The sequence below is a fragment of the Duganella sp. OV510 genome (genome assembly GCF_900100205.1).
Classification (GTDB): Bacteria; Pseudomonadota; Gammaproteobacteria; order Burkholderiales; family Burkholderiaceae_D; genus Rugamonas.
The window spans coordinates 195,277-210,494 of record NZ_FNEQ01000003.1 but is presented as its reverse complement, the minus strand read 5'-3'; the positions used below and the strand labels follow the sequence as shown (position 1 = coordinate 210,494).

At 64.2% G+C, this 15,218-nt stretch carries 11 protein-coding genes; 8 read left to right on the top strand and 3 right to left on the bottom strand.

From position 1 onward, the window contains the following. Nucleotides 1-8 precede the first annotated feature (8 nt). Nucleotides 9-407 carry a hypothetical protein gene (locus BLS51_RS10760; RefSeq protein WP_090182913.1) on the bottom strand — a complete coding sequence of 133 codons (399 nt, stop codon included), beginning with the start codon at nucleotides 405-407 and terminating at the stop codon, nucleotides 9-11. A 307-nt stretch (nucleotides 408-714) separates the two neighbouring features. Here BLS51_RS10760 and BLS51_RS10755 point away from each other — a divergent pair, with 307 nt between their 5' ends. The 8 genes from BLS51_RS10755 to BLS51_RS10720 all read left to right on the top strand — a co-directional run bounded on the left by BLS51_RS10755 (nucleotide 715) and on the right by BLS51_RS10720 (nucleotide 10,842). Continuing rightward, nucleotides 715-3,033, top strand: a complete 2,319-nt coding sequence (locus BLS51_RS10755; protein ID WP_090182915.1) for an NADP-dependent malic enzyme — start codon at nucleotides 715-717, stop codon at nucleotides 3,031-3,033. A 172-nt stretch (nucleotides 3,034-3,205) separates the two neighbouring features. Continuing rightward, complete coding sequence (gene gmd, locus BLS51_RS10750; protein ID WP_090182917.1) at nucleotides 3,206-4,249, top strand: GDP-mannose 4,6-dehydratase; 1,044 nt, start codon at nucleotides 3,206-3,208, stop codon at nucleotides 4,247-4,249. A 14-nt stretch (nucleotides 4,250-4,263) separates the two neighbouring features. Next, nucleotides 4,264-5,169 carry a GDP-mannose 4,6-dehydratase gene (locus BLS51_RS10745; protein ID WP_090182919.1) on the top strand — a complete coding sequence of 302 codons (906 nt, stop codon included), beginning with the start codon at nucleotides 4,264-4,266 and terminating at the stop codon, nucleotides 5,167-5,169. Continuing rightward, complete coding sequence (locus BLS51_RS10740; RefSeq protein WP_175472550.1) at nucleotides 5,166-6,332, top strand: glycosyltransferase family 4 protein; 1,167 nt, start codon at nucleotides 5,166-5,168, stop codon at nucleotides 6,330-6,332. Before BLS51_RS10745 ends, BLS51_RS10740 begins: the two co-directional genes overlap by 4 nt. 5 nt (nucleotides 6,333-6,337) lie before the next feature. Continuing rightward, nucleotides 6,338-7,453, top strand: a complete 1,116-nt coding sequence (locus BLS51_RS10735; protein ID WP_090182925.1) for a glycosyltransferase family 4 protein — start codon at nucleotides 6,338-6,340, stop codon at nucleotides 7,451-7,453. Nucleotides 7,454-7,486: 33 nt separating this feature from the next. Continuing rightward, complete coding sequence (locus BLS51_RS10730; protein WP_090182927.1) at nucleotides 7,487-8,191, top strand: winged helix-turn-helix domain-containing protein; 705 nt, start codon at nucleotides 7,487-7,489, stop codon at nucleotides 8,189-8,191. Next, the gene (locus tag BLS51_RS10725; RefSeq protein ID WP_090182929.1) at nucleotides 8,184-9,545 is read left to right on the top strand and encodes a sensor histidine kinase; all 1,362 of its coding nucleotides are present in this window, start codon (nucleotides 8,184-8,186) and stop codon (nucleotides 9,543-9,545) included. Before BLS51_RS10730 ends, BLS51_RS10725 begins: the two co-directional genes overlap by 8 nt. Before the next feature lie 79 nt (nucleotides 9,546-9,624). Further along, entirely contained in the window at nucleotides 9,625-10,842 is a 1,218-nt protein-coding gene (locus tag BLS51_RS10720; protein WP_090182932.1) for an aminotransferase class I/II-fold pyridoxal phosphate-dependent enzyme, read from the top strand. Here BLS51_RS10720 and BLS51_RS10715 read toward each other — a convergent pair. After that, nucleotides 10,839-11,837, bottom strand: a complete 999-nt coding sequence (locus BLS51_RS10715) for a response regulator (RefSeq protein ID WP_090182934.1) — start codon at nucleotides 11,835-11,837, stop codon at nucleotides 10,839-10,841. The genes BLS51_RS10720 and BLS51_RS10715 overlap by 4 nt on opposite strands. Further along, nucleotides 11,834-15,205 (bottom strand): MHYT domain-containing protein, encoded by a 3,372-nt coding sequence (locus tag BLS51_RS10710; protein ID WP_090182937.1) that lies wholly within the window; start codon nucleotides 15,203-15,205, stop codon nucleotides 11,834-11,836. The genes BLS51_RS10715 and BLS51_RS10710 overlap by 4 nt, the downstream gene beginning before the upstream one ends. Between the last annotated feature and the right edge of the window lie 13 nt (nucleotides 15,206-15,218).

Below are 15,218 nucleotides of genomic sequence, written 5' to 3'. Positions count from 1 at the left end.
TACCGCCGCTAGGCTATCCTTTTTTGCAGACTTTCCATGCCCAGCGCCGGCAGCGATTCGTCGGACAGGAACAGCCAGTCATGGTTGGCCAGCCGCACCGCCACGCCGTTGACGTGGAAGCGGCTCAGCAGGTTGGGGGTGAAGAATAGCTGCGGCCCGGCTTCGTAGGAGGCGCCGGCCAGCACGATGTACAGCTTGCTGCTGCCGGCCTCGATGGTGGTGGCGTCCAGCGTCAGCTGCTCCAGCCGGCCCTGGCCGGTGTGGATCAGGCCACCCAGCGAGCGGGTGTAGACGAAGGCCAGCGGCTGACTATTTTCATGCCAGCGAAGCAATTGTTGCCAGGCGGCACCCTGCAATGAGGCGCCGGCCGGCTCAGGCAGGCGGGCGGAAACGATCAAGTCGGACATGGCGTTCTCCCAGCAGCGTTGGTGGCTATAGCTTAGTCCAAATCAGCCTGCGTCCGCTTCGCATAGTGAAATATTGATAATTTCAATTAAATTTCATCGATTGATAGCTAAACGTAATTAGTTCGAAAAATTGATTATATTGGCTCTATCTGGGGTTGATTAGCCTAAAAATTCGGCTAACCCCCGAGTTGCTCATAAAAAATGCTGATAACCCTTCTTGCTCTGCGTGAAAATACCTACTTATGTGCAAGAACTGGTCTGCTAAAATCACAGGCCTTCGATCGTAGATATGGGAAGGCTGTACAGCATGGATTCGTCACCTGAGAAAAAAGAAGCAATTCGTCAACAACTGCGCGCTTCCGCGCTGGAATACCACGAGTTTCCGACACCGGGCAAAATCAGCGTAACGCCGACCAAGCAACTGACCAACCAGCGCGACCTGGCGCTGGCCTACTCTCCGGGCGTGGCTGCGCCATGCGAAGAGATCGTCATCGATCCGGCCAACGCCTATAAATATACCGCGCGCGGCAATCTGGTTGCCGTCATCACCAACGGCACCGCCGTGCTGGGCCTGGGCAATATCGGCCCGCTGGCCGCCAAGCCGGTGATGGAAGGCAAGGGCGTGCTGTTCAAGAAATTCGCCGGCATCGATGTGTTCGACATCGAAATCAATGAGTCGGACCCGGACAAGCTGGTGGATATCATCGCCTCGCTGGAGCCGACGTTCGGCGGCGTCAACCTGGAAGACATCAAGGCGCCGGAGTGCTTCACCATCGAGCGCCAGCTGCGCGAACGGATGAAGATTCCGGTCTTCCACGACGACCAGCACGGCACCGCCATCATCGTCGGCGCGGCTATCCTGAACGGCATTTCGCTGGTCGGCAAAGACATCAAGAAATGTAAGCTGGTCGTCTCCGGCGCCGGCGCGGCCGCGCTGGCCTGCCTGGACCTGATCGTCGACCTCGGCTTCCCGCTGGAAAACATCTACGTGACCGACCTGGCCGGCGTGGTCTACAAGGGCCGCACCGAGCTGATGGACCCGGACAAGGAGCGTTTCGCCCGCGAAACCGACGCCCGCACGCTGGCCGAAGTCATTCCGGACGCGGATATCTTCCTTGGCGTCTCGGCCGGCGGCGTGCTGAAGCAGGACATGGTCAAGGCCATGGCGCCTAATCCGCTGATCCTGGCGCTGGCCAATCCGAATCCGGAAATCCTGCCGGAAGACGTCAAGGCCGTGCGCGGCGACGCCGTCATCTGCACCGGCCGTTCGGACTATCCGAACCAGGTCAACAATGTGCTGTGCTTCCCGTATATCTTCCGTGGCGCGCTGGATTGCGGCGCCACCACCATCACCCGCGAAATGGAAATCGCCGTGGTGCACGCGATCGCCGAGCTGGCCCACGCCGAGCAGTCGGACATCGTTGCCACCACCTACGGCTTTACCAATCTGTCGTTCGGCCCGGAATACCTGATCCCGATGCCGTTCGACCCGCGCCTGCTGACCAAGATCGCGCCGGCCGTGGCCAAGGCTGCCGAGGATTCGGGCGTCGCTACCCGTCCGATCAAGGATCTGGTCGCCTACGAAGAAAGCCTGCAGCAGTTCGTCTACCGTTCGGGCACCTTCATGAAGCCGCTGTTCGCGGTGGCCAAGAAGGCGCCGCTGGATGCCAAGCGCATCGTCTACGCCGAAGGCGAGGAAGAGCGCGTACTGCGCGCGGTGCAGGTGGTGGTCGACGAGAAACTGGCGCGTCCGATTCTGGTGGGCCGTCCGGCCGTGCTGGAGACGCGTATCGCCAAGTTCGGCCTGCGCCTGAAGCTGGGCGTGGATTTCGACGTCATCAATCCGGACCACGACGACCGCTACCGCGACTACTGGAGCACCTACTACGAGCTAACCGCCCGCAAAGGCGTGACGCAAGAGTACGCCAAGCTGGAAATGCGCCGCCGCCACTCGCTGATCGGCGCCATGATGATCAAGAAGGGCGACGCCGACGGCATGATCTGCGGCACCTTCGGCACCACCCAGCTGCACCTGCACTATATCGACCAGGTGCTGGGCCGCCGCGAAGGCGCTTGCGTGTACGCCGCCATGAACGTGCTGGTGCTGCCGCAGCGCCAGCTGGTGATGGTCGACACGCACGTCAACGAAGATCCGGACGCCAACGAGCTGGCCGCGATCACCGTCATGGCTGCCGACGAGATGCGCCGCTTCGGCCTGTCGCCACGCGCCGCGCTGCTGTCGCACTCCAATTTCGGCTCGTCCGACAGTGCCTCGGCCCGCAAGATGCGCGCCGCGCTGGAACTGGTCAAGCAACGCGATCCATCGCTGGAAGTAGATGGCGAGATGCACGGCGACACCGCGCTGGACTCGAAACTGCGCAACGCCATCATGCCGAACTCGACCCTGACCGGCGATGCCAACCTGCTGGTGATGCCGAACATCGAATCGGCCAATATTGCCTACAACCTGGTGAAGACTTCGTCCGGCAACGGCATCGCGGTCGGTCCTATCCTGCTGGGTTGCGCCAAACCGGTGCACATCCTGACGCCGTCGGCCACTGTGCGCCGTATCGTCAACATGACCGCGCTGTGCGTGGTCGACGCGGTGGCCCAGCGCAAGGCCTAAACTGAAGAATCGAGGCCGGTCGCCCGCTCAGCGCGGGTGACCGGCTTTTTTATTTCTTCTGTAACAAGATGTAAGTGATGTAAAACGAGGATTTTCGTTAGAAATGCTCATGTTTCGGTCTGTTACAATATCGGGCTACTAAGATTCCCCACGATTTGGATTGTCATTCATCATGCAGAAAACAAAAAAAGCCCTGGTTACGGGCATCACCGGCCAAGACGGCGCCTATCTGGCGGAATTGCTGCTGGAAAAAGGTTATGAAGTCACCGGCACCTATCGCCGTACCAGCTCGGTAAATTTCTGGCGCATCGAAGAACTCGGCATCCAGTCGCACCCGAACCTGAAACTGGTTGAATACGATTTGACCGATCTCGGCTCCAGCATCCGCCTGATGCAAACCGCGCAGCCGGACGAGGTATATAACCTGGCGGCGCAGAGCTTCGTCGGTGTGTCGTTCGAGCAGCCGGTGACCACCGCTGAAATCACCGGCGTCGGCCCGGTCAACCTGCTGGAAGCCATCCGCATCGTCAATCCGAAGATCCGCTTCTATCAGGCGTCGACCTCGGAGATGTTCGGCAAGGTGCAAGCCGTGCCGCAGAAGGAAGATACGCCGTTCTACCCGCGCAGCCCTTACGGCGTGGCCAAGCTGTACGCCCACTGGATGACGGTCAACTACCGCGAGTCGTATGGCATCTTCGGCGCTTCCGGCATCCTGTTCAACCACGAGTCGCCACTGCGCGGCCGTGAGTTCGTCACCCGCAAGATCACCGACTCGGTGGCCAAGATCCATCTGGGCCAGCTGGACGTGCTGGAACTGGGCAACCTGGACGCCAAGCGCGACTGGGGCTTTGCCAAGGAATACGTCGAAGGCATGTGGCGCATCCTGCAGGCCGACCAGCCTGACACCTATGTGCTGGCCACCAACCGTACCGAAACCGTGCGCGACTTCGTTTCGATGGCCTTCAAGGCAGTCGATGTGGCGCTGGAGTGGAGCGGTTCGGCCGACAATGAAATCGGCACCTGCAAGAAAACCGGCAAGGTGCTGGTACGTGTGAATCCGAAGTTCTACCGTCCGGCGGAAGTGGAACTGCTGATCGGCGATCCGGCCAAAGCCACCAGGGAACTGGGCTGGAAGCCATCGACCACGCTGGAGCAGCTGTGCCAGATGATGGTGGAAGCTGATCTGCGCCGCAACAAAGCCGGCTTCTCGTTCTGATCCAGGGAGTACCCATGGCTGCTGAAGGTGCGGGCAAGCGCGCCCTGATTACCGGTTTGTCCGGCTTCACCGGCCATTACGTCGCGCAGGAACTGCGCGCGGCCGGTTATCAAATCTTCGGCACCATCACGCCCGGCCACACGCCGGGCGAAGGTGAGTTCGCGGTCGACCTGCTGGATCGCGCCGGCCTGGCCGCCGTGATCAGGGAGGTGCAGCCGGATGTGGTGGCGCATCTGGCAGCGATTGCCTTCGTCGCCCATGGCGACGTCGAGCAGATTTATCGCGTCAACGTGGTCGGCACGCGCAACCTGCTGGAAGCGCTGGCGGCGGCCGAAAAGAAACCGTCGGCAGTGCTGCTGGCGTCCAGCGCCAATATCTATGGCAATACCGATGTCGGCGTGATCGACGAGAGCGTCCCGGCGGCGCCGGCCAACGACTACGCGGTCAGCAAGCTGTCGATGGAGTACATGGCGCGCCTGTGGCAGGACAAGCTGCCGCTGATCTTCGTTCGTCCCTTCAACTACACCGGTGTCGGCCAGGCGGAAAACTTCCTGCTGCCGAAAATCGTTGCGCATTTCCGCCGCAAGGCCAGCGACATCGAGCTGGGTAACCTGCACGTGTGGCGCGATTTCTCCGACGTGCGCATGGTCGCGGCCAGCTACCGCAAGCTGCTGGCCGCGCCGGCGGCGCTCGGCGGCACCTTCAATATCTGCTCCGGCCATGCTTATTCGCTGGGCGAGGCGCTGGACATGATGGCCGATATCGCCGGCTACCAGATCAACGTTCACGTCAACCCGGCCTTTGTGCGCGCCAATGAAGTGGTGCGCCTGACCGGCGACAACCGCCGCCTGATCGCTGCCACCGGCCCCCTGGCCGGCGTGCCGCTGGCCGACACGCTGCGCTGGATGTATTCCGCTTGAACACGCAGACCGCCTTGCGTGCCGGCCTGTCCGTCACGACCGCCGAACCGCAGCTGACCGGTGGCCGCCTGGACGGCCTGGGCGTCTACAGCCGCGCGCTGCTGGAGCATTTGCCCGGCGCCGGCGTCGAGGTGTTGCCGCTGTCTTTCGCACCGCATGGCGATGCCCGCAAGGTGCAGCTGGGCCGCGCGCTGCCGCTGTCCTTTCCGCTGGCGACACTCGGCGACCTGATCCTGCCGGCATCGGTGCACCTGAGCACCCAGGTCGCGCTGGGCAAGGGCGCGGCGCCGCTGGATATCTTCCACGCCACCGATTACCGCATCGTGCGCATGGACTGCCCGGTGGTGGCGACGCTGCATGACGCGCTGCCGATTTCGCATCCCGAGTGGGCCAGCCCGAAACTGCGCAAGCTGAAGAACTGGCTGCAGGCCAAGGCCGCGCGCAAGGCGCAGCATGTGATCACTGGCTCGCATTACTCGATCCGTGAACTGGTCGCGCATTTCGGCGTCGATGAAAAGCGGATCAGCGTGGTGCACCACGGCGTGGCCGCGCACTGGTTCGAATCGCCGTCCACCGGTGAGCGCGACGTCACGCTCGGCCTGCATGGCCTGCGCGAAGGCTACTTCCTGTTCGTCGGCACGCTACAGCCGCGCAAGAATGTCGAGCGCCTGCTGGACGCTTATCTCGGCCTGCCGCCCGTGCTGCGTTCGGCACGCCAGCTGGTGATCGTCGGCCAGCCGGGCTGGCGCAGCGAGGAACTGGTCAAGCGCCTCAAGGATGCGCAGCAGCGCGGCGAGAATGTGCTGTGGCTGGACCAGCTGACCGATGACCGTCAGCTGCGCCACATCTACGCTGGTGCCGGCGCCTTCATCTTCCCGTCGCTGCACGAAGGCTTCGGCCTGCCGCTGGTGGAAGCCTTTGCCGCCGGCGTGCCGGTGGCCTGTTCCAATACGACCTCGCTGCCGGAAGTGGCCAGTGGCGCGGCGCTGGAATTCGATCCGCTGTCGGTGGACGACATCACCGCCGCCATGACCACGCTGGCGCGCGACGACGCCACGCGCCAGCGCTGCATCGCCGCCGGCCAGCGCCGCGCGCTGGAGCTGACCTGGGATCAGGCGGCGCGCCGCACCGCCGACGTTTATCAAGCAGTCCTGTCTCACTGAATACCATGCGCGTCCTCCATTTTTTCAAGACTTATTATCCCGATAGCTGGGGCGGTATCGAGCAGGTGATACGCCAGCTGTGCGTGGGCACCGGACGCCTGGGCGTAACCAATGAAGTGCTGACGCTGAGCCCCAGCGGCCCGTCCGAAATCCAGATCGACGGCCACACCGTGCACCGTGCGCGGCTGGACTTCGAGGTGGCATCGACCGGCTTTTCGTTTTCCGCCATCCGCAAGCTGGCGCGCCTGGCGCGCGACGCGGACGTCATCCACTACCACTTCCCGTGGCCGTTCATGGACATCGCGCACTTCGCCGCGCGCATCAACAAGCCTAGCGTGGTGACCTACCACTCGGACATCGTGCGCCAGAAAAACCTGCTGCGCGTGTATAGCCCTTTGAAACGCCGCTTCCTCGCCAGCGTCGATACGGTGGTCGCCAGTTCGCCCAACTACATGGCCTCGTCGCCGGTGCTGAAGCGCTTCGCGCACAAGACCCGCATCATCACCTATGGCCTGGACAAGGCGGTCTACCGCCAGCCGTCGGAGCAGGTGAAGGACAAGTGGCGCGCCCAGTGCGGCGAGCGCTTCTTCCTGTTCATCGGCGTGCTGCGCTACTACAAGGGCCTGCACATCCTGTTGGACGCCATGGCCCAGGTCGATTACCCGGTGGTGATCGCCGGCGCCGGCCCGATTGAAAAAGAACTGAAAGAGCACGCAAAGCGCCTCGGCCTGACCCACGTGCAGTTCATCGGCGCGGTGGACGAGGAAGACAAGGCGGCGCTGCTGGAACTGAGCTATGCGATGGTGTTCCCGTCGCACCTGCGCTCGGAATCGTTCGGCATATCGCTGCTGGAAGGCGCGATGTTCGGCAAGCCGATGATCTCCAGCGAGATCGGCACCGGCACCACCTACATCAATATCGACAACGACACCGGCCTGGTGGTGCCACCGGACGATCCGGCGGCGCTGGGCGTGGCGATGCGCACGCTGTGGGAAAATCCGGAGATGGCGGCCGAGATGGGCCGCCGCGCCGAGGCGCGCTACTGGGAACTGTTCACCGCCGACAAGATGGCCGAGAACTACCATGCGCTGTACCGCGAGCTGCTGGCCAAGCCAAGGTAGAATACGCGCTTACACTGAATTCTGGAGACTCGCGTGCGCTGCCTGGTGATTGAAGACGAAGCCGAAACCTCCAACTACATCTGCAAGGGTTTGCGCGAGGCCGGCTATGTGGTCACCGCTGCCGCCACCGGCCCGGATGGCCTGGACTACGCCACCAGCGAGGAATGGGACATCATTATCCTCGACCGCATGCTGCCGGGCCGCATCGACGGCCTGTCGATCGTCGACAAGCTGCGCGCACTGGGCAAGCACACGCCGGTCATCATCGTCAGCGCGCTGACCACCATCGACGCCCGCGTCACCGGCCTGCGCGGCGGCGCCGACGATTACCTGTCCAAGCCCTTTGCCTTCTCCGAACTGCTGGCGCGCGTGGAAGCGCTGCTGCGCCGCAGCGCCCCCGGCGCCGACAGTACACAATTGCAAGTGGCCGACCTGCGGCTCGACCTGCGCACGCTGCGCGTCACGCGCGGCAACAAGGTCATCACGCTGCAGCCGCGCGAATACCGCCTGCTGGAATACCTGATGCGCAACGAGAACCAGGTGGTGACCCGCACCATGCTGCTGGAATCGGTGTGGGACTATCACTTCGACCCGCAGACCAATGTGATCGATGTACAGATCTCGCGCCTGCGCGCCAAGGTCGACAAGGACTTCCCGGTGATGCTGATCCATACGCTGCGCGGTGTCGGCTACCGCATGGGCGTGGCGCCGCCGGAAGAGGTGGAGCAGGGTGCTTAAAATCCGCGGCTCCATCGTCGCCAAGCTGGTGCTGGGCTACGGCCTGCTGGGCATCGCCTCCATCGTCGCGGTGTCCATCGTGTTTTACAGCGGCACCATCGGCGTGATCGACCAGAACATCGACGGCAAGATCACCGAACAGACCGAACACCTGCTGGACAATGTCGCCGATGGCGGCCAGGCCGCGCTGCGGGCCGAAGTGAAGCGCCTGCTGAGCGACGGCATCGACAACGACCGCGAAATTTTCCAGATCGTCGATGCCGACGGCGCGCCTGTCGCCGGCAACCTGTCGTCCTGGCCCAGCCTCGATGAAGCGCCGGACATGGTGACCTCGGACGTGCTGCGCAACGGCCGCGTCGCGCCGGCGCGCCTGTATCTGCGGCCGCTGGTGCTGGGCGGCGTGCTCATCGTCGGCCGTGACCTCAGTGAGGAAGAGGCGGTGCGCGAAGTGATCTGGCGCGCGCTGCTGGCTGGCGCCTGCGTGTCGCTGATGCTGACCATCGCTGGCGCCATGCTGTTCCGCCGCAGTATCGAGGCGCGGCTGGGCGAGATCCGCCGCACGGCGGCGCAGATCGAGGCCGGCGATTTGAGCCGCCGCATCCCGGTCACCGGCAGCGACGAATTCGCGCTGCTGAACCGCGACATCAACCGCATGCTGGACCGCATCGAACTGCTGATGGAAGGTATCCGCAACGTCTCCAACGCCATCGCCCACGACCTGCGCACGCCGCTGAGCCGCATCCGCGGGCGGCTGGACGACGCGCTGCGCCACGAAGCGACGGTGCCCAGGCTTTCCAGCGCCGCGCATGACGCCATCGACGATATCGATGACCTGATACGCCTGTTCGAGCGCCTGTTGCAAATCGCCGAGGCGGAAGCCGGCATGCGTGCACGCTTATTCGAGCGGCTCGACCTGGGGCGGGTGGTGGCCGATATCGGCGAAATGTACGAGGCCATCGCCGAGGACAGCGAGATCACGCTGACCGTGGACGCGCCGGCGTCCCTGTACGTGGATGGCGACCGCAACCTGCTGGCCAGCGCCATTTCCAGCCTGATCGAGAACGCCATCAAGTACGCCGGCGCTGGCGCCGTGATCCATGTGCGCGCCGGCCTGCATCACGGTGAAGCGTCGATTTCGGTGCATGACAATGGTCCCGGCATTCCCGCAGCGGAGCGCGACAAGGTGACGCAGCGCTTCTACCGTGTCGACAAGAGCCGCCACCTGCCGGGCAATGGCCTGGGCCTGTCGATCGTCAGCGCCACCGCCAAGTCGCATGACGGCCAGCTGGTGCTGGAAGACGGCGCACCGGGACTGATCGCGCGCATCGTGCTGCCGCTGGCGCCGGCCAGCTAACCAACTCGTAATGTGACCGCAAGCTTGTGGAAAGCCGCACAGCTCTAAGATGGGCTGATACTATTTCGGCGCCCACACCATGCATGACTTAAGCGACATCGCCAGCTGGCTCAAACACCATCCCATCCATCACGACTCGTCGGTGCACAGCACGCTGCCCGATCCGACCTTCGTCACCGAAGGCGAGACGGTGGTTTCCTTCAGCACCAACAACTACCTGGCATTAGCCAACCATCCGCGCCTGGTGGCGGCGGCCAAGCAGGGGCTGGACCGCTATGGCGTCGGCAACTGCGAATCGCGGCTGCTGGGCGGCGACCTGGAAGTCTACCGCGAACTGGAACGCCGCCTCGGCGCGCTCAAGCACAAGAGCGACGCGGTGCTGTTCGTCACCGGCTACATGACCAATATCGGCGTGCTGTCGTCGATTGTCAAGGCGGCCACGCTGGCGCGCCTGCATGGCTTCCGCGCCCGCACGCGCCACAAGTATGCCTACTACTCGGACGAGTTCAATCACATCTCGATCCGCGAAGGCATCCAGATGTCGGGCGCGCTGCGCTACAACTACCGCCATTGCGATATGAACCACCTGGAGTCGCTGCTGCAGGCCGGCGCCGTCGACGGCACCACGCCGATCATCGTCAGCGACGGTGTGTTCAGCATGGAAGGCACGATCGCGCCGCTGCCAGAGCTGGTGGCGCTGGCCGAGCGCTTCGGCGCGCTGCTGTACATCGATGACGCGCACGCCACCGGCATCCTCGGCGCCAACGGCGGCGGCACGTCGGAGCACTTCAACTGCTACAGCGCCAATATCATGCAGATGGGGACCTTGAGCAAGGCGCTCGGTTCGATCGGCGGCTTTGTCGCGGTGGAGAAAGACGTGGCGGACGTGATCCGCCTGACCAGTTCCGCGTATGGCTTCACCTGCCCGCCGCCACCGGACCAGGCGGCGGCGCTGCTGGCCGCACTGGATATCCTGGAAGAAGAACCGCAGCGCCGCCAGCGCCTGTGGGACAACCAGCGCTACTTCATCGAGCAGATGGAACCGCTGGGCTACACCATCATCTCGACTGCCACGCCGATCCTGCCAGTGCTGATCGGCGACGCCGAAACCTGCCAGCGCTATGCGATCGCGCTGCGTGCCGAAGGCGTGCATGTGGACGCGATCCAGTTCCCGGCGGCGCCGGTGGGGCAGGCGCGTTTGCGCTTCATGATGAACGCCGGCCACACCAGGGCGCAGATCGATCACGCGGTCAGCGTGATGGCGCGCCTGGCGGGCCGCAGCGCGCGCCTCAACTAACGCTCTGCCCAGCGCTCCTTGACTTCAAGCAGCGCGGGCATCTGTTTCAGGAAGAGGTCGACCAGGCGGCCTTCGAAATGCTGGTCGCGCTGCGCCAGCATGTGTTCGACCGCCTTTTCCACCGGCCAGGCTTCCTTGTAGGGACGCGCCGACGTCAGCGCGTCGAACACATCGGCGATGGCGATGATGCGGCCGACCAGCGGGATCTCGTCGCCTTGCAGGCCGTTCGGGTAGCCGCTGCCGTCCCATTTTTCGTGGTGGGTCATGGCGACGTCGTAGGCCATGGCCAGCATGCCGTGCGGGTGCTTGCCGATGATGTCGCCACCGATGCTGGCGTGGGTCTGCATGACTTGCCATTCGTCGGCGTCGAGCGGTCCCGGCTTGCGCAGGATGTTGTCCGGGATGCCGATCTTGCCGACGTCGTGCATCGGCGCCGCATGCAGCAGGTCTTCCGCTTCCGCTTCGGTCATGCCGATTGCCAGGCCGAGGATCTGCGCGTAATGGCTCATGCGGATCACGTGCAGGCCGGTTTCGTTGTCCTTGTATTCCGCCGCCAGGCCGAGGCGCTGGACGATTTCCAGCCGGGTCTTCTTCAGCTCATCCACGCCGACCAGTGACAAGTGGTTGCGCACGCGCGCCCGCACGATGGGTGGACTGACAGGCTTGGTAATGTAGTCCACCGCGCCGGCTTCAAAGCCGATCACTTCATCGTCGGCGTCGTTCAGGGCGGTGACGAAAATCACTGGGATGGCGGCGGTGACTGCTTCGGCCTTCAGCAAACGGCAGGTTTCGTAGCCGGTCATGCCCGGCATCATCACGTCCAGCAGGATCAGCTGCGGCTGTTCGGAACGCGCCAGTTCGAGTGCGCGCGGGCCGTCCTTGGCGAACAGCAGGCGGTAGTGGTCTTGCAGGATGTGACGCAGCAGTTGCAGGTTGCTGGCTTCGTCGTCAACCACCAGGATCTGTGGCTGGTGGGGTTGGTGCGTGGTTATCATGGGTTCTCCGTGGTCAGGCTGGCCTGTAGTGCTTGCAGGGCAGCGTGGGCCTGCGGGAAATCAAAATCGTTCAGCGCATCGAGTACGGCGCTCAGTTGTTGCGTCAAGTCGGGCGGGGCGCCGGTGAGGGCGGCTTGCAATGCGGTGAGGGCGGCGTCGTTGAGGGCGCCCTTTTGCAGCGATGGTAACAGAGCGGCGGCTTTGTGGCGCGCTATTGCCAGGTCGAACACGGCGGCCGGCGGCGGCGCTTCCAGTCGGGAGCCGGAGCCGCGCGGCGGCGCCAATGCGTGGATGGCGCTCAGCGCGGCGTCCAGTTGCGCCGCCAGCGTGCGCTGTGCCTGTGCCAGTTCGGTTTGCAGCGTCCCGCCATCCCGCTGCGGCGAGCCACACAGCTTTTCGATCTGCGCCAGCGTGGCAGTCAGCTGTTCGAGGCCGATGTTGGCGGCGACGCCGCGCACCTTGTGGCACCAGGCTTGCGCTTCGGCCAGCCGCAGTTCGCTGAGGTCGGCCAGCAGCTTGGCCAGCGTGGCGGCGGCGGTGCTGTAGTCGGTGACGAAGCGGTGCAGCGCCTGTTGGTAAGTGGTTTCGTCATCGCCCCAGCGCGACAGGCCGGCCTTGTTATTCAGTACGCGCTGGCGCGGCGCTTCGGCTGGCGGCGGCGCGGTGGGCACCGGTGCCAGCTTGAGCACCTTGGCGATCTCGTGCGACAACGCGTGCCAGTCGACCGGCTTGGAAGCAAAGCCATTCATGCCGGCGGTGGCGGCGGCCTCGCGGTGTGCCGCCAGCACGCTGGCGGTCATGGCGACCACCGGCAGCTGCGCCGTGCCGCCTTGCTGTTCGCGCGCGCGGATGGCGCGGGTGGCGGCCAGGCCGTCCATCAGCGGCATTTGCATGTCCATCAGCACCACATCGTAATGGCGGGCGGCGCTCCTCTCGACCGCCTGTGCGCCATCATGCGCCACGTCCAGCGTGTGGCCGCGCCTGGCCAGCAGCAGCGACAGCAACTCCAGGTTCTGCGGCACGTCATCGGCGGCCAGGATGTGCAGTGGCGGCAGCGGATAGTCGAAACGCTCGCTGCTCTGCTGCTGGCCGTTGCGCGCCGGTTCCAGCGGCAGCAGCACGTGGAAAGTGGTGCCCTGGCCCGGCGTGCTCTCGGCCCAGATCTTGCCGCCCATCAGGCTGACCAGCTGGCGGCTGATGGTGGTGCCCAGGCCGGTGCCGCCGAAGCGCCGTGTCATCGAGGCGTCAGCCTGTGTGAACGGATCGAAGATGGCATTGATGCGCTCCGGCGCGATGCCGATGCCGGTGTCCTGCACGGCGATGTGCAACTGGCCTTGCTGCTCGCAGGCGCTCAGGCTCACCTTGCCGGCGGCGGTGAACTTGATGGCGTTGTCCAGCAGGTTGCCGAGGACCTGGCGCATGCGCAGCTCGTCGCCGTGCAGCCAGGCTGGCAGCGCTGGATCGTAGTTGATGTCGATCGCCAGTCCTTTGCTGCGGGCGTTGCTGCCAAAAGTGGAGGCCAGTTCGTCGATCAGGTTGAGCAGGCTGTAATCGTCCGGCTCCAGTTCCACCGCGCCTTTATCCAGTTTGGCCGTATCGAGGATTTCGTTCAGCAGGCGTAGCAGCGAGCGGCCTTCCTTGCGCACCGTGTCCAGGTGGCGCTGCTGCTCGGCGTTCAATTCGGTATCCAGCAGCACGTCGGTGAAGCCGAGGATGGCGTTCATCGGCGTGCGGATCTCGTGGCTCATGTTGGCGACAAAGCTGGCGCGCGCCGCTGCTGCCTGCTCGGCGGTTTCCTTGGCCTGGCGCAGCTGTTGCTCCATCTCGCGCCGCTCGCTGATGTCGAGGATGACGCCGTCGATCCAGCGGATGTCGGGATGGCTTTCATCCTGCGTCACCGCGCCGTGTTCCCACACATAGCGGCGGCTGCCATCGGCGTGCAGCATGCTGTATTCGATCTGATAGGCGGCCAGCTGGTCGATGCTGTGCGAAATCTCGCTGGCCACGCGTTCGCGGTCCTCGTCGCAGATCAGGGAACTCAGCGTGCGCTTGCGGCTGGCGCCGACGAAATCGGCGGCTGGATAGCCGGTCAGCTGCTCGATGTAGTCGCTGATGAACAGCGGCGGCGCATCGAACGCCATGCTGCTGCGGAAGGAGATGCCGGGAATGTTGCCGATCAGCGAGCGGAATTGCTGCTCGCTGTCGCGCAGCGCCTGCATGATGGCCCGGCGCTCGGTGATATCGGTGACGAACATGACGAACAGGTCGCGGTCGGCCATGCGCGCGTAGCCCATGGCGCGGCGGATCGGCACCTGGCTGCCGTCCTTGCGCACAGCGATCACTTCACGGCCCTGGCCAGGTTCCGACGACTGTTCGCTGCGCAGGTAGTTCAGCAGGCCCTCGCGCTCCGACTGCTCGACGTCCTCCACCACCAGGCGGATGTTGCGGCCGATGATTTCATCGCGGGTCCAGCCGAAGATGCGTTCCGCCGAGGCGTTGAATTCGTGGATCACGCCGGCGCGGTCGACCGTGATGACACCGTCGATGGTGGTGGTCAGCAGTGCGCGCATCCAGGCCTGGCTCTCGGCCTGCTGGCGATACATCTCGCGGTAGCGCAGCATGCCGTTGGCGGCCATGACGAAGGCGGTCACCGCCACCGTGATGACGGCAATCGCCAGCGCCACGAACAGCGAATTCTGTTCCGGCGAAGCGTCCACCGGCATCACGCCGACGAAGCGCGCCGCCGCCATGCCGGTGTAGTGCATGCCGGCGATGGCGCAGCCCATGACGATGGCGCTGATGCTGGCGATGATGGCGCGCGGCAGGCGCAGCACGCGCAGGCCGAAGCGTATCCACAGCGCCAGCGTGGCCAGCACCACGGCCACCACGATGGACAGGCCGAACATGAAGGGATCGTAGTACAAGCTCAACGCCGTGCGCATCGCCGCCATGCCGGTGTAATGCATGGCACCGATGCCGGCGCCGACCAGCACACCGCCGCTGATCAGCGAGAAGGCACTGAGGCGGCGCATGCTGATGATGTACAGCGCCACCCACGACGCCGCAAGGCTGGGCAGCACCGACAGCAGTGTCAGGCCGTGGTCGTAGTCGGTGTCGATGCACAGGTCGAAGGCCAGCATGCCGATGAAATGCATGGCCCACACGCCGCAGCCCAGCGCCAGGCTGCCGGTGGCCAGCATGGCGGTGCGCAGCGCGCGCGTGCCGGCCAGGCGCGCCTGGCCGGCGACTTGCAATCCCATCCATGATGAGAAGATGGCAACGAGTATCGAGAGAATAACCAGCAGCGGCGAGTAGGTGCCGTAGTGGAGCAGGGACGGTGTGTCCGGCGGCGTAAAAAGTTCCATCATGGTAACGGAACCT